The organism is Pantoea agglomerans NBRC 102470 (assembly GCF_001598475.1).
Classification (GTDB): Bacteria; Pseudomonadota; Gammaproteobacteria; order Enterobacterales; family Enterobacteriaceae; genus Pantoea; species Pantoea agglomerans.
In genome coordinates, this window is sequence record NZ_BCZA01000010.1 from 13,928 (window position 1) to 34,016 (window position 20,089).

The window sequence follows — 20,089 nt, forward strand, 5'->3', positions numbered from 1 at the left end:
CTGAATATAATAACGAGGATACGATGAGTACATTAGAAATTGACAACACCTTAACTGCGCCACCGCCTCACTCTCAACCGGTTCGATCGGTGAGTGATGTGGCCCGGCTGATCAACAGTAACACCGAAAAAAACAGCTATGCGCGCTGGATTGTTTTCCTGGCGCTGGGCGGCGTGTTTCTTGATGCCTACGATCTCACTACCCTCTCCTACGGCATCGATGATGTGGTAAAGGAGTTTGGTTTAACCCCGGTACTCACGGGCCTGGTGACGTCGTCAATCATGATCGGCACCATTGTGGGTAATCTGGTCGGCGGCTGGCTGACCGATAAATATGGCCGTTACTCAGTTTTTATGGCGGACATGTTGTTTTTTGTCGTCTCCGCCATTGCGGCAGGTCTGGCCCCCAACGTCTGGGTGTTGATTGGTGCCCGTTTTCTGATGGGCATCGGCGTCGGGATCGATCTGCCGGTTGCCATGGCCTATCTGGCAGAATTCTCTAAGTTCTCCGGCAAGGGCAATAAAGCATCGCGCCTCGCAGCCTGGTGCCCGATGTGGTATGCCGCTTCGTCTGCCTGCTTCTTTATTATTTTTGCGCTCTATTTCCTGCTGCCCGCCGAACATATCGACTGGCTGTGGCGCGCCTCGCTGCTGTTTGGCGCCGTACCGGCGCTACTGATTATTGCGGTGCGCAGTAAGTTTATGAATGAGTCACCGCTGTGGGCGGCGAATCAGGGCGACCTGAGCGGTGCGGTGCGTATTCTGCGTGACTCTTACGGCATTGTTGCGCATGAGGAGCCGCCCGCTAAAACCGATGCGGTGAAAGCGAAGCCGAAAGTGCGTTTCCGCGTACTGTTTCAGAAGCCTTATCTGGAGCGCACGGTCGTCAGTGCGGTGATGAACGTCTGTATTTCATTTGAATACACCGCCATCGCTTTCTTCCTGCCCTCTATCCTGGCGCAATTTCTCGGCGCGGGCGTATTTGAAACTATCTCTGCCTCGCTGGGACTGAATGCGTTGTTCGCCTTTACCGGCGGGCTGTTGGGGATGCGACTGGCGTGGAAATTTCCCTCACGGCATGTCGCAATCGCCGGATTTGCGCTGCAGTTTATCGCGCTGATTTCGCTGGCATTGATCGGTCATCCGCAGGCGACAGCTGGCGTGGTGTTTGCGGTACTGATGCTGGGTTTGTGGCTCTTTGCAGAGGGATTCGGACCCGGCGCACAGTTGATGATCTATCCGGCGCTCTCCTACCCGACCCACATACGCGCCACCGGTGTCGGCTTTAGTCGTTCGCTCTCCGGTGTGGGCAGCGCGCTGGCGCTGTTTATTCTGCCAATTTTGCAGGCGCGTTACGGCACCAATATGTTCTGGATTGTCTCACTGGCCGCACTTATCCCGATTATTTTCCTGTTAATCATTCGTTTTGAACCGACACGACAGGACATCGATGAACAACCCGACTCAGGAGAGGATCATGTCTGAATTAAATCGCACCGAATTTGCCGAACTGGTTCAGCATTTCAGGCCGCTGTTCGCCCGCATCGCTGAGGGGGCAAGTGCCCGTGAAACCGAACGCACACTGTTGCATGAACCGATTCGCTGGCTGAAAGCGGCGCGCTTTGGCACCCTGCGTATCCCTAAAGAAGAAGGCGGCTTTGGGGTTTCGCTGCCGCAGTTATTTGCTCTGCTGACCGAACTGGCTGAGGCAGATTCCAACCTGCCACAGGCGCTGCGTGCGCACTTCGCATTTATTGAGGATCGCCTGAACCAGCCAGCCAGTGAGGATCGGCGTCGCTGGTTCCGCCGCTTTGTGGACGGTGAGCTGGTGGGCAGCGGCTGGAGCGAGATCGGCGCGGTTAAGCTGGGTGAAGTCAACACTCAGGTTTCTCCCGATGAGGGGGGATGGCGGATCAGCGGTGAGAAGTTCTACAGCACCGGCACACTCTATGCGGACTGGATTGATGTCTATGCTCAGCGCGCGGATAACGGTCGTGACGTGATTGCCCTGGTGAACACCCACCAGAATGAGGTGGAGCGCGATGATGACTGGGATGGCTTCGGGCAGCGACTGACCGGCAGTGGTACTACGCGCTTTCATCAGGCCCGGGTTGAACTGCCACATGTCTATGATTTCAGTGAGCGTTTCCGCTATCAGACGGCATTCTATCAGCATGTCTTACTGGCCACGCTGGCGGGCATCGGGCGGGCGGTGGTGCGCGATGCTGCTCAGGGCGTGGCGCAGCGTAAGCGTATTTACAGCCACGGTAATGCGCCGCAGGTGAAGCAGGATGTTCAGGTGTTGCAGGTGGTCGGTCAGATAAGCAGCTGGGCATGGGCAGCCGAAGCCGCCGTCGACCGGGCGACCCACTCGTTGCAGCAAGCATTTGAGCTGCAACTGAGTGGCGCAGATGAGGCACAGCTTCATGCGGCAAACGTGCTGGCCGAAGTAGAGTCCGCTCAGGCACAGGCGGTGGCCGTTGAGCTGGTGACGCGTGCGGCAACAGAATTCTTCAATGCGCTGGGTGCATCTGATACCCGAGTCAGCAAGGCACTTGACCGGCACTGGCGTAATGCACGAACAGTGTCGTCGCACAATCCGGTGATCTACAAGCTACGTAATGTGGGTGACTGGGAGGTGAACGGCACCGATCCGACCTTCATCTGGCAGATAGGCAATGGAAATGGAGTGTAAAACCGCTATTTCATGGGCAGATATTTGCGTTTGGGAATTGATCAGCCTGCAATGGAAGTACCAAACCGACAGATTTCAGTTTATTCGGATGGGAAACTGATGCTGGCCATTTAATAGCACTTATACTGTCCGTGATACAGGAAACAGACACGCTAAATGCGAAGAATATTAATTGCCATTTCTTAAGTATGAGTCAGGCGTTATTATCTTCAAGCCCGAGCGTTTATTTTCGCGCAAAGGGAAAAAGAGCCAGCATCACACCATGACGCTGGCTCTTTTTTCATCAGTGCGTCTGTTTTAAGGCTTGCTTACAGGCTCTGGCATAGCTGAAGAGTGATGGGTTGAGATTTTCCAGCCCTTACCATCCCAGACATAAGTGAAAGTGTAACGTGCTGTGACGTGCGTGTTATCTTTAAAAGTAAATGTATAAACGCCGGTATCAATCGCTTTATTACAACCGATTCTGATAGTCCGGGAATCAATTTTACCGCTCGGCCCTTTTTTCAGGAAATCTTTAAAATAATCGATACGTTCCTGATCGGTCAGACGTACCTGATTTGAAATGGTCGGCAGCAAAACGGCATCGCTGACATATAATTCAGAGACTTTGGTTGCATCACCGGTTGCCAGAGAGTCATTCCAGGCGTCAAACAGGTTGGCCACATCCTGCTCTGAGGCTCTGACACAGGCCACGGACTGTTGTGCCTGCGTAACAACTGGGGCGCAGGAAAGACCTAAAAGGCACAGCGATAATAACGTTTTTTTCATGAAAACATCCTCATATTTACCCTGGGTGAAGCCGACGTTCTGTGCGTTCTTCCAGACGCCGCCATAAAATGTGTATAACTCGTTAATACGTTTTAATCCTGCTGATCAGCCAGAATAAGACCGCTGCGATAAATACATTAGCCGCTTTATTCGATTAAAAAGCTGATGCATATACTTATCGACGCTTTTGATATGCAGGGGAACAAGATAGATGAAAGGAAGTGCTGTCTGGTATTTAAATCGGCGATAAGCTGGTATTTAGTTTTTTGTTCTGAGGGTTAATGCCTGGGTCTCTTTTGGTAGCGTAAATGACATGTCGCCTGTTCAGAGCTATGAACGTAATATCGGGAAGTTGTGTTTAATTTATGTGCTCTATAAAACTTTCAAAGGGTATTGCCTTTGAGCAGTGTTATATGGAACCTTTTTATGAGTCATTAATTTAACTGACTAACTAATTAACGTCGTCTGCCATTTTTCAACATCTCTATTTTGATGCTCCTGCTCATTATTGCGCTGGAAAAATAAAGCATCGTGATGCGCTGATTTATTTAAATAATGATTAAACCGTTCATACCTTGGTTTAAACGCGCCTTAGTTTGAGACATTTTTTTGCATCGTGGTTTCACTTGAACAACTCGCAGTGAGTTACGTTCAGCTATCGATAAAGCGTGTGACCTATACCTTCCCTGACTGACTGCGATGAGCGTCAATCCGTTAAAAGCCAGACGGGATCGGTTACGCCACACTAACTTCGTATAATTGTTCTTATACGAAGTCATGACATAGGGAAGGTGCCGGGTTAAGATGGATAGCAGTAGAGTTCGTCCTGAAAATGACAACGCTACGTAAATTCTGCCCGGTTATCCCCCTGCTTAGTTCTCAGAATTAACGTAGCGCGATCATCGGCGTTTTTGGTTGATAAGTGAGCAAATATGAGTGAGTTAGTACCGTTAACCCCTCTGACGGTTGACCGGAATAGCGATATCACCGAGCGGCTCCGGCAGTTCGTTCAGGATAAAGAGGCTTTCTCACCTAACACCTGGCGACAGCTGCTTAGCGTGATGCGAATCTGCAATCGCTGGTCGGAAGATAACCAGCGCAGCTTCCTGCCGATGAGTGCAGACGATTTGCGTGACTATCTCTCTTTTCTGGCTGAAAGCGGCCGGGCCTCCTCAACCGTCACTTCACACGCGGCGTTAATTTCGATGTTACACCGTAACGCCGGGTTGCCGGTGCCCAATGTCTCTCCGCTGGTTTTCCGGACGATGAAAAAGATAAATCGTGTGGCGGTGATCAACGGAGAGCGTGCAGGCCAGGCTGTGCCCTTCAGGCTGAGTGACCTGCTGGCGCTGGATAAAGAATGGTCAGGTTCTGATAACCTTCAGGCGCTTCGCGATCTGGCTTTTTTACATGTGGCTTATGCAACGCTATTGCGTATCAGTGAACTGTCGCGTTTGCGGGTGCGGGATGTGATGCGTGCCGGTGATGGTCGCATCATTCTGGATGTGGCATGGACAAAAACTATTGTGCAGACCGGCGGATTGATTAAGGCGCTCAGCGCCCGTTCAACTCAGCGACTGGAAGAGTGGATTGAAGCGTCCGGGCTATCCAGCCAGCCTGATGCCTGGCTGTTTACTGCAGTACATCGGTCTGGCCGGCCACTGATTGCCGAAAAGCCGATGAGCACAAGGGCACTGGAACAGATTTTTAGTCGGGCATGGCGCACTGCCGGAAAAGAGGGCGCAGTAAAGGCCAACAAAAATCGCTACACCGGCTGGAGTGGCCACAGCGCCAGGGTGGGTGCTGCGCAGGATATGGCAGATAAAGGCTATCCGATTGCCAGGATCATGCAGGAAGGCACGTGGAAAAAACCAGAAACACTGATGCGCTATATCCGCCATGTGGATGCACACAAAGGTGCCATGGTGGAGTTTATGGAGCAATATAGTGACCCTGATTATCCTGGCTGATGGCTCCTGAAAAGAGAATAAAGCCCCTTTTTCAGGCTGAAGTTATCCACAGAAAAAGTGGACAGCCTGTGTGTAAGCCGGTACGGATAAACGCTGCGTCGAGCATCCACAGCGTTCATCCGGCTGATTTAATTGATTTATCCTTACTGCCATACCGCATGCTGCGAATCTGTCTGCAAAACAGGAGCTGCTATCCATAATAAGGGCATGCTGCAGTGCATGGTCAGACCTGCTTTGGTAAGTATCCGCCTTAGCGGGAAGGATAATGCTTCTGGCGGGGTTAATTGTCATGCTGCCTTTGTCACTGCTCATACGCTAATCATCCCACCATTCTGGCTTCAAATTCGTAAGAACAATCAACAGGGCAATCCTCACCTGTCCGCTGCGGCCAGGAATCGCCGGCAGCGGAAAGAGTGAATGTCATCAGTACTTATTTTTACCGGGCAAAGCCTTTCTGCTTATCACAGCCGCCGTGGCAGCCGCTGCAACTCCCCTTTTCCTCCCTGAGCATGACCGGTATTGACTGCACCCGGCTTCCCGCTTTTCGCAATGCCAGCAGGATGATTCCGTTCAGCACCAGCACAATTATCAGGCAGGTCGCACTAAATGCAGGATGGTCGGCAAAAGTGACGGTCTGGTAAAACAGCGTGGCGGTGGCGTAGGCAATATTGAGTCCCCAGAAGAATGAGAACATCATCCATTTTTGACCGGCTTCCCGCGCAATAGCCCCCATGACCGAGACGCAGGGAACATAGAGCAGGACAAAAATTAAGTAACTGTAAGCGGCAAAGCCACTGCCAAATTTGGCAGACATCACGCCCATCGAACCGGTCGCCATCTCACCATCGCCTTTACTGGCATCGATGGGATGGGCCAGCGCATCAATTCTGAAGGCAGCCGTTAACCCCGCCCAAGTCTCTGTCAGCGCCTCTTTAAGCTCACCAGGCAGGTCAAAAGCCTGCGGATCAAATGGACTGCTCTGGATTGCCTCTGTGGTGTAAAGGCTGTTGAGCGTGCCGACCACGACCTCTTTCGCCATGATGCCGCTCACCAGCCCCACTGTTGCCTGCCAGTTATCCTGAGTGACCCCAATCGGCAACAGCACGGGGGTGATCGCTTTGCTGGTCGCCGCCAGCGCAGAGTGGTTAATGTCATTAACCATCTGGCCATTAAAGGCAAAACTGCTCAGTACGCCAATCAGCATGCTCACCAGGATAATAACCTGTCCGGCTCGCACCACAAACATTTTCAGCCGTTGCCAGGTCTGCAACAGCAGGCTTTTGAGGTGAGGCCGGTGATAGACCGGCAACTCCATGATAAACGGCGAGGCTTCTCCGCCCAGCAGGGTATGCTTAAGCACCAGCCCGGTCGCGATGGCCACCACAATGCCAAGCAGGTAGAGGGAGAAAACCAGGCTGGAACTGTGGGTGTTAAAGAATGCCGCAGCGAAAACCGCAAAAATCGCCAGCCGTGCGCCACATGACATAAAAGGCGCAATCAACACCGTCAGCAGACGCTCACGCGGTGTATCCAGCGTCCGTGTCCCCATGACCGACGGGACATTACAGCCAAAGCCGACAATCAGCGGCACAAAGGATTTTCCCGGCAGGCCCAGTGACTGCATCAGACGATCCATCACAAAAGCGGCGCGCGCCATGTAGCCGGAGTCTTCAAGGAAAGCGAGGAACAGAAACATCAGGCCAATCTGCGGAATGATCGGCAGCACGGTATTGATACCGGCACCGATACCCTGCGCCAGGAAAACCGTCAGCCAGTCAGGGAAGTGGCAGACATAGCCCAGCCATTGCGCACCATGAATGAATATCGCCACCGAACTGCTGTCGAACAGTGGCTGTAGCGCAGCACCAATGTTAATTGAAAGAACAAACATCACATACATCACTGCCAGGAATATCGGAATGCCCAGCCAGCGGTTCAGCACAATTTTATCGATCCTGCGGGTCAGACCGGCGGGCATTGCTTGATGAATGTTACTCACTGCCGCGCAAAGCGCATTGATGGTGCGATAGCGGTAATCGTCAATCTGTACGCCGGTCTCTCCTCCGGCCTGCTGCATAATCTCGGGCAAATGCGGAACCAGCGCCGGACAAAGTTTCTGACTGTTGATATCCCCTTCCAGCAGTTGCAAGGCCAGCCAATAGCGTTTTTGTGGGGCTATGGCGGCGGGCATCTGTTGGCAGAGCTGCTCAATGGCCGTTTCAATCGCGGCCGGATAACGTACCCGTTCAGTTGCGCGGTAAATATGGGGCTGGTCAATCAGCGCTTTGAGCTGGGCAATGCCATCACCTTTGGTTGAGGTCAGTGAAATGACCGGACATCCCAGATGAGCTGACAGTGCTGCGACATCAATAGTGATGTTCTGGCTGGCGGCAATATCCTGCATGTTCAGGGCGACAATGCAGGGTACGCCCAGTTCCAGCAGCTGAAAGGTCAGGAACAGATTACTTTCCAGACTGGAGGCATCGACGACGTTAATCACCACATCGGCGTGATCCTGATAGAGATACTGGCAGGCGATGCTCTCATCTATCGAGCTTTCAGCAGATAGCGTTGTCAGCGATCGGGTGCCTGGCAGATCAATAAGCCTGACATCTGACTGCGCGGTAAAAAATTGACCCTCTTTGCGCTCAACCGTGACGCCAGCCCAGTTCCCGACCCGCTGTCGGGCACCGGTGAGCTGGTTAAACAGCGTGGTTTTGCCGGTATTAGGGTTACCAATCAGCCCGATGGTTATCTTCTTCATCAGACGATTTCCTCCAGGATGATGTCGTCCAGGTCACGCTGCCGCACCGCCAGGCTGACACGGCGGGTAGAGATCTGCACCGGATCGCCCATTGGCGCCACGCGAATGACCTCAATAACTGCGCCGGGAAGCATACCCATTGTCAGTAATTTCTGGCGCCAGGCGGAATTTACCGATGGCTGATAGCCAAGGATCCGGTAGGTGCTGCCCATATTAATTGCCATATCACGCCCTGCCTAAAAGTAAGAAGCACTCATTCTATAAATGATACTCGTTTCGGTTTTTGATCTGGCATCGGGCAGGCAGAAGAAAACTGCCGTCAGGGTCAACGGCAGGTCAACAGCGCATTAAATGGGGGTTCTTCCAGGCGCGGGTTCAACAGTTAAAGGCGGATGTGGAGAATGTATAATCATTCCCGCACTCTAGCAGAGAGCACCCGTTTAGTTACATCATTCAGTTTGCCGTAAATAACTATTACGGCCCTTCGGGCCGTGCGGGGCGGCTGGTCAATGAGCACTCGGATTCACAGAACGGCTCCGTTCAGGTTTAATCAAAAAAACCAATCTGGCAGGATATCGCCGGTAACGTAATCTGCTCAAATAGGGTGTTGTAACTAAATTGCGGCTGCTGTAATGAAAGAAAGGCGTCCTGGAAGGATCATTTTCACAATGGCAGTGCCCTGATTTTCAGGCCACCACCAGGTGATGAGCGAATAAGGATTACTTAAGAACCCGAACCGTTTTTACATCAATCTCAACACTGTTCCAGTCTTTATCAACTTCACCTTCAAGACGGACTTTATCACTCGGTGATAACGATTGTCCCATCCAGCGCTTGTCATCAATATCGACATTAATCGTTCCGGTAGCATCTTTGAACTCATAAAGTTCATGCCCCACTTGTCTGATGATGTTACCTTCCAGAACGACCCATGCGTCATCACGCAGCGTCTTAACCTGAGCGACAGAAGAGACGCCGGGTGTCGGACCTTTAAATCCGCCCTGAGAATACCCCTGCCCTGCTGGATTAACAAAACCTTCCTGTGCAGAAACTCCAAAACTCATACCGGCAAACAATGCTGCTAAAAGAATCTTTTTCAAATTTATCTCCGTTAAAATTGTCGGGCTAATTTACGATGCAGATCTTAACGGGATCTTAAGAAAAGTGATTACCTCCATGTGTTTTAAAAATGTAATGAGCATGATGAGCACGATAAATCCGCATCAGAAAAACAATCAAAGTTAAATCCATGTTGTTAACAAAATAAATTGATAGATAAACAGTTACGTGAGAGCTGAACTTTTAACATTCACTGTATTATGGTCATTGTTACGCTTTCACTTTGCATCATTTCATATAAATCCCATAGCTAACATGTCTGTTAACGGATATTATTTCCTGGCATAGATATATCCCAGTATTAAAACATTATGTATCGCAGTTTTGCTCATTAACTATTTTTTTCTTTTTACAACCACTCAACTGAGTGGTTTTTTTTATGCCTGGTTCCCGATGATAGTAACAGAACCCAGTAACGCTGAGTATGCAGTGTATCGACAACGGCTCCCATTCGGAATGCAGCCCTTTCTGGCATTAAAAGGGTAAGAATGTTGCCTGATACTGTCTGAAAATGCATAAAAAGAAGAGGAGAGTGGTGATAGCCTGATGCCCACCCAAACTGACAAGAGATAAAGGAACATGCGGAATTTACCGATGTTCGGAGATTCGCCAGCGTGAGCCTACGAGTAAATCAGTTTAATTCAGTCTTTGAGCATCAGCCTGTTGTTCTTTCAGATTCATTTTTGCGGATTCGAGCTTAAGTTTCTTTTCCTCTACCTTGCTGGTTTTCTTCCTGATTCTCTCAGTACAACCTTCTGCCTTCGCTTCCGCAAGTACTGGTCGCAAAACAATCAATACCCGCCATGGTTGCTTACTCCTGAGCAACCCATGATATTGATCCAGATCATTATCATCCTGATAAAGAGGCAAACAGCCGGATTGTTAGCATGTCGTTTAACAATCACAGCGAATAATGCCGCATCTTCTTAAAAAGAAACGACAGGAAAGTAAAATGACATCTTTTAATTCTGGCAAGAAATTCGCTTTTGCTATTGCGATGATAACTTCTGTTATGTCCCTTTCCGCCTGCTCAAGCAATTATGTGATCTCCACCAACGATGGGCACATGATTACGACTCATGGCAAACCCGCAAAAGATAAAGAAACAGGCATGATCTCTTATAAAGACACGGATGGAAACATGCATCAGTTACAACAGCACGATGTTAAAGAGATTGTGCAAAAGTAATCCTGCTTTAATAGCAATCTTAATCATTATCCTGAAAATCTGATTCTGTGGAAAAACTGAGCAATGAAAATTTCTGTAATTGGCTTTGGCTTATTATTGTGTGCATCCTCCTCAGCCATGGCCATTGGCCTGAATGCCGAACAAAGTAAAAACACCTCGGTACTGGACGCAGAAATCGGCCGTTCATCCGGCGGGCTTTATGTTGATGGTCAGTGGATCAAAAATACGGCGGATGGTGTTCAGATTGGTCAGGCGGGTACCGGTTATAACCTTGAAATTGGACCTGTGATGCTGACGGCTGGCGTTAAAGCCGCTTACATCGGCGGCAAAAAAGGAGATAACGGCGTTGCGTTTCCTGTTGGCGGCGGTGTGAAAATCAATCTGCCCGCTAATTTTGCGTTGTATGGAGAAGGTTATTCCGCCCCGGAACAGTTGACCAACAGCGTTAAGAATTTCGTTGAGGCCAATGGCGGTGTCAGCTGGTCACCTGTGGATCCACTGGTGTTAAAAGTGGGCTATCGCTATGCGGGTGTTGATGGCAAAGATGGACGTCCGGGTCATACCCTGATCGATGGTCCCTATATCGGTGGCGGCCTGACATTTTAACGTCGGATGACTCTTCCCTTTTTTTGTGGTGAGGAAACCCTGCCGATCGGTTTCCTTACTCAATCACTCGTCTCAACTCAGGCGGGGAGCACTGAGAAACAGATTATGAAACCTCTTATGCTGATGTTATTTACTCTCTGTCTGACCGGATGTGTGCAGTATAAATGGGTCAAGCCAGATGCATCTGAACAGCAGGAAACAATAACGGAAACAGCCTGTCGGGCCCAGGCACTGCGGGATTTACCCCCTGACAATGTCGTTAGCGGTAAATACACCTCAAAAGACAGTAAATATAAAACCACTGACACCGATTACTCCACCAGCGACGCCAATGAAAGCCAGCGAGAGATACTGGTTAAAGATTGTATGTTTAAAAGAGGCTGGCAACAGATCGAGGTACAGCAATAGCCCCATTCCCCTGACTGAGGCCAGGTTAATCCCTGGCCAGCTCTAGTCAGCGTCAGAGGTCAGGTTCAGGTTTTATTTCTGTATCATCCTCTTGCCGATCAGTACGCTGCCGCCGGCACCGTTCCGAGCAATACAACACCTCGTCCCAGCATCGTTCCCACTTTTTTCGCCATGACATCGGTTTATTACACGTTTTGCAGTAGCGAACCGGTAATGACTTTTTATTGCCTTTGAACACGCCAGTCTCTCCTGAGAACCCCTTATAACGCTGACAATAGCGTCTCTTATACAGTTTAGCTTGCTTGTGAGTAAGTATTGAGGGCAATTGAGATCGCACTGTTTACCGCTTCATCGGCGCATAAGGCAATATGGTACCCGGATGATGTGGCTCAGGTTGCCTTGATTAGCGGACAGCCTCTCTGGCCCCATACGGCGGCTAAAAAGTCATTACGCCCCTAAATAATCAATCCAGGGTCATACAGGTCACGCGTGAATCTGACTGTTTTATCCCCCTTTACTGGGGTTTGTCTCTCCAGGCTTTTAAAACAAAGCCATAACCCGTCTGGTGATGATCGCCTTAACCAGAACGTTAATTAAGTGATAAATTAATCTGATTTCATGACCTTACATATAGTCTGAATAAATCAGCCGCCTGATGGTTATTTTTTAGTAATTTTGCTATGCGTCCTTTACAACCCTATTATGGTGGCCTCATGGACATATCCAGCTTTATCTGGAGAAGTATGCACGGTGACTGCCTCTCGGAACAAAGCAGCTCCGTGATTAGCGAAGCGATTCTGCTGGAAAAGCGGCGTGAAAGCCCGGTTTATCCATAACGTAACTAAATTATTGAACATCATCAGATGAGGCACCTTTTTGACATTTTGAGCGGAGAGTGTAAAAAAAAGAGTAACTTTACTTTTGTTTAAGGGTCTTACGTTAATTACAGTTTAAACTCTTTGAGAAAGCGATTAATATGTTGGCGCTGAACTATCGGTTCTGTATTTTGATTCTTCGAAGGCAAGCATCTTAAAAAAGCAGGTCTGACGAAAAGCATCAGCGTGAACCCGCTCTGTATTTTATTATCTGAACATGACTATGGTGACTTTGATGAGTGACACTCTCAACAGCTTGAATAATATCCGTACCCTTCGCGCAAACGCTCGCGAGCTTGACCTTGCTGCCCTGGAAGAAATGCTGGAAAAACTGTCGGTTGTGGTGAGTGAGCGACGTGAAGAAGCACAGGCTTCTGAAGCAGCTAATCGTGAAAAAGCTGAGAAACTGGCAAAATACCGTGAATTACTGTTGCAGGAAGGTATCGATCCTAACGAACTGTTAAATGGTATGCCGACTGCACCAGCCGTGAAGAAAAAACGCGCTCCTCGTCCGGCTAAATATCAGTACACCGACGAAAATGGTGAGGTTAAGCAGTGGACTGGCCAGGGCCGTACCCCATCTGCTATTAAATCTGCCATTGATGCAGGTAAATCGCTGGATGATTTCCTGATTTAATTCAGTATGCATAATGAAACACCGCCTGCATCAGGCAGGCGGTTTTTTCACCATAAATCGTCAGGCTCAGGTATCTCAATTACCGGCCAGCCTGTACCCTTTCCTTTCTCATCTTGATATTGTCTCTCCATCCATAATCCTGCTCAGGCGTTACCCTGAACTCAATAACTGAAAAGCTTTACGCAGTCACGCAACAAGTAATGGGATTCATTCTGTTCTCTCAACCGCTTTATTTATTCAGCGATTGCGTGTTGCGGGCTGTGATAATTTCCAGTCCGATCTGCTGACCATAAGAGAGCTCAAGCGTATTGCCATCAGGATCGGCAAAAAATGCCCAGTAGCCGACTGGCACACCAGATTGCTGCGCGTCGCGTCGCAACACACCTTCGAGCCGAGCGAGTGCCACTTTTTCATCTATCTCTTCACGGCTGCTACAGGCCACGCCTATATGACCAAATGGACCCAGCGGCGTATCTTCATTGTTGTCAGATTGCACCAGCACCAGCGCAAAAGGTCGGGTTAAATCCGACAGCCATGCCACTTTCTGTGCTTCAGGAATGCCAGGTTTACGCTGATGTATCACCTGCATCCCGGCATAACGCTGATAAAAATCTACGCTCTTCTCTAAATCCCGTACCTGTAAAGCAAGATGAGTGAAACCGGTATCGTTTGACATGGCCGCTCCCTGTTTAAGTTGAGCTGTCACCATGCCACAGGCAGGATTCAGGATTTGATCACGGATGCTCAGCCGCTACGTTCTTCACACATGGCCTGGTTACGCCCTGCCCGTTTCGCGTGATACAAAGCCTCATCCGCGCGCGCTATCAGCGATTCTTTTTCCTGTTGTGAGTCTGAAGCAAGATAGACGGCGCAGCCTGCACTCAGGGTGACGTGCTTTTGCGGCAGTTCCGTGGTGAGATGCGGAATATCGAGCCTGTTAACGGCGTCGATGATCAATTCAGCGAAGTTCAAGGCGGCTGACAACGGCTGTCCGGGCAGAATAATGGCAAACTCTTCGCCGCCATATCGGGCCGTAAGTTCGTTTTTGCGGCGGGCGGCGTTTTTCAGAACAGTAGCCACTTTTTTCAGGCAGTCGTCACCCGCCACATGGCCGTAGGTATCGTTGAAACGTTTAAAATAATCGATATCGAGCAGGATTAATGACACCGGCTGGCCACTGCGCTCCGCGTTCTGCAGGCATTCAGTCAGCATGTGATCAAAATGGCGCCGGTTGGCAACACCCGTCAGCCCGTCACTCTGTGCCAGATTTTCCAGTGCGCGATTAGCCGCGGTCAGATCATCGCGTAATCGGGTCAGCTCAAGCTGATAACGCAGCGTATGCCGTGCCTGACGCAGTACAAATGCACCCAGTAAAAGAATAACAATCAGCAGCGCCAGGCTCAGAATCAGATCATGTACCCAGCTCTTGAGCCAGTGGTTAAACAGCGCGCGCTTGTCATATCCCGCGGCCACCACCAGCGGGTATCGCTGTGAGCGGACAAAGCCAAAGATGCGTTTTTTACCATCAAGCGCAGCGGTCCACTGACCGCTGCCTTTATCCGCATGGGCCAGCATCCTGAGGAAAAGCGGACTTACTGAGAGGTTTTTGCCGATGTAGCTATCTGGCATCGGACGGGCGTAAAGCACGGTACTGTCTGCCAGCATCAGTACCAGTACATCGCCTTCGCTAAGTTCATAATAGCTGTAGAAACGGCGGAAATAGTCCACTTTGATGGTGGCGAGTAAGACACCCCGAAAGCCGTTAAAGGCATCGTTCACACGCAGTGTAACCGGGATCACCAGCTCGTGAGTGGTGCGGCTGCGAAGCACCGGGCCGACGTGCAGGGTATCGCGCGGGCTGGTGCGGTGATAATCGAAATATTCACGATCGGAATTATTGATGTCAGGCGGTATCCGGCTCATAGAAGTCGCTATCCATTTCCCCTGCGCATCATAGTAGAACAAGCCGTGTAGTTGTGGCAGGTGGCTCTGCAACAGGCGCATCGTCTGGCTCAGCGCCTCGCCATCTACACCGGTTGTGGCAATCTGCTTTTCGAGCTCGCGTTGCACCTCGCGCAAAGAGAGCTCGGTCTGCAAAAATGTATCGTCCGCCTGGCGCGCCTGTGACAGCGACAGATTAACCGCCGTATCTTCAGCTTTATCGACGGTTTCGTTCCAGTCTTCCCGCAGCGTCCACACATTTAAGCCAATCACCGCCACGCTGAGCAATACGCCTGAAAGGATAATACTTCTTAGCAGCGGCGAGATTTTTGGCGCTGAACCCTCATTTTTTTGGCGAAACTTCATGCCTGTCCTTAATAAACCCTGTTGACTGATTTAAGCACAGTTAATCAAAAGCAAAAATGCAAATCCCACAATCCTGTTTCAACAATGATAATCCGCAATTAACCAGCAGATTTCGCTTAAAATTTCTTCTTTGTTGGTTCAACCAGCACCCTTAATAGAGGATTAATAGCGAATAAGGCTACACTAGCGCTTCAAATATCACGTGGGTAAATGTTACCCTTGCCAGCTGAATAATTTGCACTTCATTGATTAAGTTGAGTATTTGAGGATTTGTTATGAGTAAGAACCTGAGCAGCCTGAACAATATCCGCACGCTTCGTGCAGAGGCGCGCAATATGGCTTTAGATATGCTGGAAGAGTTACGCCAGAAATTAGAGACCGTGGTAAATGAACGTCGTGAAGAGGAAAACGCGCGGGCAGCGGAAGCCCGTGAGAAAGCAGAAAAACTGGCGTTCTACCAGGAGCTGTTAATGGAAGAAGGGATTAACCCGGCGGAGCTGGTGAATAGCGCATCCCCCTCGGTAACCGGCAAAAAGAAACGCGCAAAGCGTCCGGCGAAATACCGTTACAATGACGAAAATGGTCAGGTTCGTTACTGGACGGGTCAGGGCCGAACGCCCTCCGTAATTAAGGCGGCCATTGAAAACGGCCAGTCGCTGGATGATTTCCTGCTGTAGTCGCATTTATTTCTGCCGGAATAGTGACCGTCATTACGCGGGAATATTCCGGCAGGCAAAGTCACAGGCGCAGAAATTCATCCGGGCCTGGTCACTCATCGTCCTGTCGTAATGTCTCATCACTCATCACCGGATGCGGCCCCCGAAATGTCCGGCGCCACTCACTGGGAGAGACGCCAAACCGGGATTTAAAACGCTGACGAAATGACACGGGCGAATCAAAACCCACCTTTTCTGCCACACATTCAATGCTGATGCCGGTGGTTTCGAGTAATAGCTGGCTGCGTTGCAGACGCTCTGCTGTCAGCCACTCTCCCAGGGACATGCCTGTCGCCTTGTGAAAATGACGCGTCAGCGTTCGCCTGCTCATGCCAAGCGTCCGCGAAAGTGAGTCAAGATCCTGCGGCTGATGCAGAGTCTGTCGCAGCGACGCCAGCAACGCGTTGATCTTACTGTCACGCGTTGTTTCCGGAACCGGCCGCTCAATGAACTGCGCCTGACCGCCTTCACGGTAAGGCGGCACCACCATGCGTCTGGCTACCCGATTAGCCATGGCGCTGCCATAGTGGTGACGGATGATATCCAGACAGCAGTCGATGCCCGCCGCGGTGCCGGCAGAAGTGATCAGACGAGTGTCCCTGGTATAAAGAGCATTACTGTCGAGGTGAACCTGTGGAAAGCGCTCGCTGAAGTCACGCTCAAATTCCCAGTGAGTGGCAGCACGATGCTTATCGAGCAAACCTGCATAAGCCAGTACGTAAGTGCCCAGACATAGTCCAACGATCTCTGCGCCGCGCTGCCAGGCTGCCACCAGCTTATCAAGCAGCGCCTGCGCAGGTTTTTCAGCCGGATTATGCCAGTAGGGCACGATAATAATGTCCGCCTGATCAAGCGGGTCAAGACCCTGTTCCACCGTAATTGACAACCCCATCTCTGAGATGACCGGGCCTGGTTTCAGTGCGCAGATATCAACATGAAACAGATCCGGCTGCGGCAGGGCTGAGCCGAACAGAATACAGGGAACTGAAAAATGAAACGGACTAAAACCGGCTGTTGCCAGCACCGCGACTTTCAGAACAGCCATCCTCTCCCCTTATTGTGTGGCAGCGTAGTGTTGAGAACTCACGGCACAATTGTGCCGGGTTAGTGCCACGACGCTCAGAACGTCATTGTTTCACCATCTTCCGGGATCAGCACCTGGTCAGCAATACCCTGTTCGGTAGTCCAGGCACGCAGCTCCGCGCGCGTCAGCAAACAGTGGTTGATCGCCTCCATGTGTGAGGCAACCAGCGTTGCGTCAGGCAGGATATTCAGCGTGCGCTGGGTATCCTCTTTTCCCATGATAATCGGGCCATAGAGATCGTTGGTTGCATTGCCGATATTCATTACCACCACCTGTGGTTGAAAGCGTTGCAGCGCTCTGACATAAGGTTTAACCCACACGGTATCGCCAGCTATATAGAGGGTTTTTTCTGCCGGATGGGTAAAGACCAGACCACAGGCGTCACCCAGAATATCGCCCATCACTTTGTCGGCATATAACGCATTGCTGCCGTGCTGACCGTCGGTTTTATAAATCGTCAGGCCATCAACAAACGGATTCTCATCCTGCAGCACGCGAACATTTTCAAACCCCTGCGAACGAATCAGCGCTGCATCCGTTTCATCCTGGCTGTAGATCATCATCGTCTTCGGCACTAGCTGCTGCGCAGCCTCATCCCAGTGATCCATATGCGTGTGGGTGATAATCACCGCATCGACTGCCAGCAGTGCAGCGACCGGGACAGGCAGCTCAACCATCGGATTTCTCAGATGGGGACGGGCATTTCCGGCAAATCCGGGCCAGGCCTCTTTTTCGGCCAGCATCGGGTCGATCAGGAATTTTTTGCCTGCATAGTCCAGTAGCAGGGTGGCATTACGAATCTGGGTCAGCTTCATTTTGGCTCCGTAAACAGTTTCAGTGAAATCAGCCAGGCTTACTGGCTACCATAAGATCACTTTACGGCACTGTTTACCTGCGCGTGACAGGCTCAGAGGACAGTGTTCGATGGAAACGGGCCAAACTGCACTATTTTCTTGTGGCAGGGTATCTATCGGTGCTGGCGTCGCGACGAGACAGCCCTGAATGTTCAGGAATGGCAGGCGTTCCGGAAGTTGCTTTTAACTCTTTACCGACAACGATAACGCTTTCTTCCGGTGTCTGTTTAAAGCATTGCCGGTTAAGGTATTAGTAGCTCTGGCGGGTCCCGGACCTGTGTTCTGATTATCAACCTTTGACAGGAGAGTTTGTGAACGACTTATGGAAATTGCACTGGCTGGAGGCATCGGGTGATGTTGGGCCTTATAAATCGTCAATAGTCAGGGCCGCTGAGCTCGCCTGCGAGCACCTCTCCTCCGTGACACGTGTCCCTCGTCTGGATATTCTGGTTCAGTGCATGCCGGAGGCAGTAATACCTGAAACCGGTTTTGCAGGCCGGGCTTACGGGCCCACCCTGTTCGGCCTGGCCATTGACCTGGCAAATCCGAATCTGCCCGGGATGCTGGAAAATGGCACGCTGGTGCGGCATATCGTGCATGAAGTCCATCACTGTTTGCGAATGCGCGGGCCGGGATATGGCTGGACGCTGGGTGAAGCGCTGGTCAGCGAAGGTCTGGCGGGTCAGTTCGTCTGCTGGCTGCTTAAAACGGCAGCAGAGCCCTGGGAGCAAGCCATAGAGCTAAGCGAGTTGCAGGCTAATCCAGTGCCGCTGACCACGCTGCAAAGTCCTCATTATGATCATTCTGCCTGGTTCTTCGGCACGGGTGACTTTCGCCGATGGTATGGCTATACGCTGGGCTACCAGATGGTTGCCGCATGGCGCCGTGATAACGCGGAATGTGCTACAGAGAAATGGTTCAGCGTGACAGCCGATGAGGTGATTGCCGCGGGGCTGGCTAAGGGACTGCTGACAAATTGAGGATAAAAAAATGCCGCAGCAGGCTGCGGCATGTCATTTCAGATTCGCATCAGAAATCGGCTTTCAGAACCACACGGTAATTGGCTTTACCGGCGCGAACGTGATCCAGCGCTTTATTGATGTCAGACATCGGGAAGAACTCAACCTGTGGCGCAATATCCGCACGCGAGGCGAGTCGCAGCAGCGAACGCAGCTGGCCTGGTGAGCCGGTTGATGAACCGGTCACCGCTTTGTCGCCCAGGATCAGATCAAAAGCACTCACTTCAATCGGCTTCATTACGGCACCCACGGTGTGGAATTTACCCTGAGGTGCCAGCGCAGCGAAATAAGGTTTCCAGTCCAGGTCGACCGCCACAGTACTCAGGATCAGGTCAAAACGGCCTGCCTGCTTTTTCAGAGCTTCTGGATCACGGCTGTTAACCACTTCATCCGCGCCCATATCCAGGATCGACTGCTTCTTATCTGGCGTTGAGCTGAATGCCACCACTTCGGCACCCATCGCGTGCAGGATCTTGATTGCGATATGGCCCAGTCCGCCGATACCAATCACACCCACACGGCTGGTTGCCGTGATGTTGCTCATCAGCAGCGGTTTAAACACGGTGATACCGCCACACAGCAGCGGACCGGCGCTCGCCACATCCAGTTTTTCTGGCAGCGGAATAACCCATTGCCAGTCAGCACGCAGCTTCTCGGCAAAACCACCTTTGTTCATGATGGTCGGGATGCTGCCCTGCTGACAGTTAACCTGCTCGCCGTTAATACAGGCATCGCAGTGCTGACAGCTTTTTGCTGTCCAGCCGATTCCTACACGCTGGCCGACTGAAAGACCTTTGTTCTTAGCCGCTTCGCCCAGGGCTGAAACCCGGCCAATAACTTCATGTCCTGCAATCACCGGGAACTGAGAGATGCCCCACTCGTTGTCGATCATCGACAGATCTGAGTGGCAGACGCCACAATATTCGACCTGGACTTCGACTTCTTCGGCTGCCAGTTCGGCGGCATCGTACTCATAGAGTTCAAGGGCCTGGCCAGCCTGCATGGCTGCATAACTTTTAATTTTCATTCATACCTCTGCGTGGTTAATCACCGACAAGTGTAACAACTGAAAGCCCGCC

Annotated in this window: 19 protein-coding genes; 9 read left to right on the top strand and 10 right to left on the bottom strand. The window is 51.0% G+C overall.

What is annotated here, in order from left to right:
• The first annotated feature begins 23 nt into the window (after window positions 1–23).
• Window positions 24–1,484 carry an MFS transporter gene (locus PAG01S_RS17985; protein WP_033781082.1) on the top strand — a complete coding sequence of 487 codons (1,461 nt, stop codon included), beginning with the start codon at window positions 24–26 and terminating at the stop codon, window positions 1,482–1,484.
• Window positions 1,477–2,694 (top strand): acyl-CoA dehydrogenase family protein, encoded by a 1,218-nt coding sequence (locus PAG01S_RS17990; RefSeq protein WP_062759507.1) that lies wholly within the window; start codon window positions 1,477–1,479, stop codon window positions 2,692–2,694. Before PAG01S_RS17985 ends, PAG01S_RS17990 begins: the two co-directional genes overlap by 8 nt.
• 297 nt (window positions 2,695–2,991) lie before the next feature.
• Here the strand turns inward: PAG01S_RS17990 and PAG01S_RS17995 are convergent, their stop codons facing one another.
• A complete protein-coding gene (locus PAG01S_RS17995) occupies window positions 2,992–3,462 on the bottom strand; it encodes an SgcJ/EcaC family oxidoreductase (protein ID WP_045139858.1) in 471 nt (156 codons plus the stop codon).
• A gap of 932 nt (window positions 3,463–4,394) precedes the next feature.
• Between PAG01S_RS17995 and PAG01S_RS18000 the strand changes: the two genes are divergently transcribed.
• On the top strand, window positions 4,395–5,432 hold the full coding sequence (locus PAG01S_RS18000) for a tyrosine-type recombinase/integrase (protein WP_033759959.1): 1,038 nt from the start codon (window positions 4,395–4,397) through the stop codon (window positions 5,430–5,432).
• A gap of 436 nt (window positions 5,433–5,868) precedes the next feature.
• Here the strand turns inward: PAG01S_RS18000 and feoB are convergent, their stop codons facing one another.
• From feoB to PAG01S_RS18015, 3 genes are all read right to left on the bottom strand, one after another.
• Complete coding sequence (gene feoB / locus PAG01S_RS18005) at window positions 5,869–8,196, bottom strand: Fe(2+) transporter permease subunit FeoB (RefSeq protein ID WP_062759508.1); 2,328 nt, start codon at window positions 8,194–8,196, stop codon at window positions 5,869–5,871.
• On the bottom strand, window positions 8,196–8,420 hold the full coding sequence (locus tag PAG01S_RS18010; RefSeq protein WP_010257073.1) for a FeoA domain-containing protein: 225 nt from the start codon (window positions 8,418–8,420) through the stop codon (window positions 8,196–8,198). The genes feoB and PAG01S_RS18010 overlap by 1 nt, the downstream gene beginning before the upstream one ends.
• A gap of 495 nt (window positions 8,421–8,915) precedes the next feature.
• The gene (locus PAG01S_RS18015; protein WP_010671929.1) at window positions 8,916–9,296 is read right to left on the bottom strand and encodes a YgiW/YdeI family stress tolerance OB fold protein; all 381 of its coding nucleotides are present in this window, start codon (window positions 9,294–9,296) and stop codon (window positions 8,916–8,918) included.
• A gap of 971 nt (window positions 9,297–10,267) precedes the next feature.
• On the opposite strand from PAG01S_RS18015, the gene PAG01S_RS18025 reads away from it, so the two are divergent.
• The 3 genes from PAG01S_RS18025 (at window position 10,268) to PAG01S_RS18035 (ending at window position 11,518) form a co-directional block, all read left to right on the top strand.
• Entirely contained in the window at window positions 10,268–10,504 is a 237-nt protein-coding gene (locus tag PAG01S_RS18025; protein WP_010257065.1) for a YgdI/YgdR family lipoprotein, read from the top strand.
• Window positions 10,505–10,567: 63 nt separating this feature from the next.
• Complete coding sequence (locus tag PAG01S_RS18030; protein ID WP_033770122.1) at window positions 10,568–11,110, top strand: YfaZ family outer membrane protein; 543 nt, start codon at window positions 10,568–10,570, stop codon at window positions 11,108–11,110.
• 105 nt (window positions 11,111–11,215) lie between these two features.
• Window positions 11,216–11,518, top strand: a complete 303-nt coding sequence (locus PAG01S_RS18035; RefSeq protein ID WP_029519489.1) for a hypothetical protein — start codon at window positions 11,216–11,218, stop codon at window positions 11,516–11,518.
• Between the two features lie 52 nt (window positions 11,519–11,570).
• On the opposite strand, the gene PAG01S_RS21950 is transcribed toward PAG01S_RS18035, so the two are convergent.
• Window positions 11,571–11,756, bottom strand: a complete 186-nt coding sequence (locus PAG01S_RS21950; protein WP_010671932.1) for a DUF2256 domain-containing protein — start codon at window positions 11,754–11,756, stop codon at window positions 11,571–11,573.
• 872 nt (window positions 11,757–12,628) lie between these two features.
• Between PAG01S_RS21950 and PAG01S_RS18040 the strand changes: the two genes are divergently transcribed.
• Window positions 12,629–13,030, top strand: coding sequence for an H-NS family histone-like protein (locus PAG01S_RS18040; protein ID WP_010257055.1), 402 nt, complete (start codon window positions 12,629–12,631; stop codon window positions 13,028–13,030).
• 229 nt (window positions 13,031–13,259) lie between these two features.
• Here PAG01S_RS18040 and PAG01S_RS18045 read toward each other — a convergent pair whose 3' ends face one another.
• Both PAG01S_RS18045 and PAG01S_RS18050 read right to left on the bottom strand, forming a co-directional pair.
• Entirely contained in the window at window positions 13,260–13,706 is a 447-nt protein-coding gene (locus PAG01S_RS18045) for a VOC family protein (protein WP_010671933.1), read from the bottom strand.
• A 68-nt stretch (window positions 13,707–13,774) separates the two neighbouring features.
• Window positions 13,775–15,337 carry a sensor domain-containing diguanylate cyclase gene (locus PAG01S_RS18050; protein WP_062759510.1) on the bottom strand — a complete coding sequence of 521 codons (1,563 nt, stop codon included), beginning with the start codon at window positions 15,335–15,337 and terminating at the stop codon, window positions 13,775–13,777.
• 275 nt (window positions 15,338–15,612) lie between these two features.
• Between PAG01S_RS18050 and PAG01S_RS18055 the strand changes: the two genes are divergently transcribed.
• Complete coding sequence (locus PAG01S_RS18055) at window positions 15,613–16,014, top strand: H-NS family histone-like protein (protein ID WP_010257048.1); 402 nt, start codon at window positions 15,613–15,615, stop codon at window positions 16,012–16,014.
• A 91-nt stretch (window positions 16,015–16,105) separates the two neighbouring features.
• On the opposite strand, the gene PAG01S_RS18060 is transcribed toward PAG01S_RS18055, so the two are convergent.
• Complete coding sequence (locus tag PAG01S_RS18060) at window positions 16,106–17,098, bottom strand: GlxA family transcriptional regulator (protein ID WP_062759511.1); 993 nt, start codon at window positions 17,096–17,098, stop codon at window positions 16,106–16,108.
• 74 nt (window positions 17,099–17,172) lie between these two features.
• A complete protein-coding gene (locus PAG01S_RS18065) occupies window positions 17,173–17,952 on the bottom strand; it encodes an MBL fold metallo-hydrolase (protein ID WP_010671936.1) in 780 nt (259 codons plus the stop codon).
• A gap of 350 nt (window positions 17,953–18,302) precedes the next feature.
• Here PAG01S_RS18065 and PAG01S_RS18070 point away from each other — a divergent pair, with 350 nt between their 5' ends.
• Window positions 18,303–18,971 carry a DUF2268 domain-containing putative Zn-dependent protease gene (locus tag PAG01S_RS18070; RefSeq protein ID WP_062759512.1) on the top strand — a complete coding sequence of 223 codons (669 nt, stop codon included), beginning with the start codon at window positions 18,303–18,305 and terminating at the stop codon, window positions 18,969–18,971.
• Window positions 18,972–19,020: 49 nt separating this feature from the next.
• Here PAG01S_RS18070 and ahr read toward each other — a convergent pair whose 3' ends face one another.
• Complete coding sequence (gene ahr / locus PAG01S_RS18075) at window positions 19,021–20,037, bottom strand: NADPH-dependent aldehyde reductase Ahr (RefSeq protein WP_010257039.1); 1,017 nt, start codon at window positions 20,035–20,037, stop codon at window positions 19,021–19,023.
• Window positions 20,038–20,089 lie beyond the last annotated feature (52 nt).

Coding starts and splice junctions, on each gene's coding strand:
- PAG01S_RS18035 (WP_029519489.1), top strand. CDS start 11,216: ATGAAACCTCTTATGCTGATGTTATTTACTCTCTGTCTGACCGGATGT.
- PAG01S_RS17985 (WP_033781082.1), top strand. CDS start 24: ATGAGTACATTAGAAATTGACAACACCTTAACTGCGCCACCGCCTCAC.
- PAG01S_RS18030 (WP_033770122.1), top strand. CDS start 10,568: ATGAAAATTTCTGTAATTGGCTTTGGCTTATTATTGTGTGCATCCTCC.
- feoB (WP_062759508.1), bottom strand. CDS start 8,196: ATGAAGAAGATAACCATCGGGCTGATTGGTAACCCTAATACCGGCAAA.
- PAG01S_RS18050 (WP_062759510.1), bottom strand. CDS start 15,337: ATGAAGTTTCGCCAAAAAAATGAGGGTTCAGCGCCAAAAATCTCGCCG.
- PAG01S_RS18040 (WP_010257055.1), top strand. CDS start 12,629: ATGAGTGACACTCTCAACAGCTTGAATAATATCCGTACCCTTCGCGCA.
- PAG01S_RS18045 (WP_010671933.1), bottom strand. CDS start 13,706: ATGTCAAACGATACCGGTTTCACTCATCTTGCTTTACAGGTACGGGAT.
- PAG01S_RS18025 (WP_010257065.1), top strand. CDS start 10,268: ATGACATCTTTTAATTCTGGCAAGAAATTCGCTTTTGCTATTGCGATG.
- PAG01S_RS17990 (WP_062759507.1), top strand. CDS start 1,477: ATGTCTGAATTAAATCGCACCGAATTTGCCGAACTGGTTCAGCATTTC.
- ahr (WP_010257039.1), bottom strand. CDS start 20,037: ATGAAAATTAAAAGTTATGCAGCCATGCAGGCTGGCCAGGCCCTTGAA.
- PAG01S_RS18000 (WP_033759959.1), top strand. CDS start 4,395: ATGAGTGAGTTAGTACCGTTAACCCCTCTGACGGTTGACCGGAATAGC.
- PAG01S_RS18010 (WP_010257073.1), bottom strand. CDS start 8,420: ATGGCAATTAATATGGGCAGCACCTACCGGATCCTTGGCTATCAGCCA.
- PAG01S_RS17995 (WP_045139858.1), bottom strand. CDS start 3,462: ATGAAAAAAACGTTATTATCGCTGTGCCTTTTAGGTCTTTCCTGCGCC.
- PAG01S_RS18065 (WP_010671936.1), bottom strand. CDS start 17,952: ATGAAGCTGACCCAGATTCGTAATGCCACCCTGCTACTGGACTATGCA.
- PAG01S_RS18060 (WP_062759511.1), bottom strand. CDS start 17,098: ATGGCTGTTCTGAAAGTCGCGGTGCTGGCAACAGCCGGTTTTAGTCCG.
- PAG01S_RS18055 (WP_010257048.1), top strand. CDS start 15,613: ATGAGTAAGAACCTGAGCAGCCTGAACAATATCCGCACGCTTCGTGCA.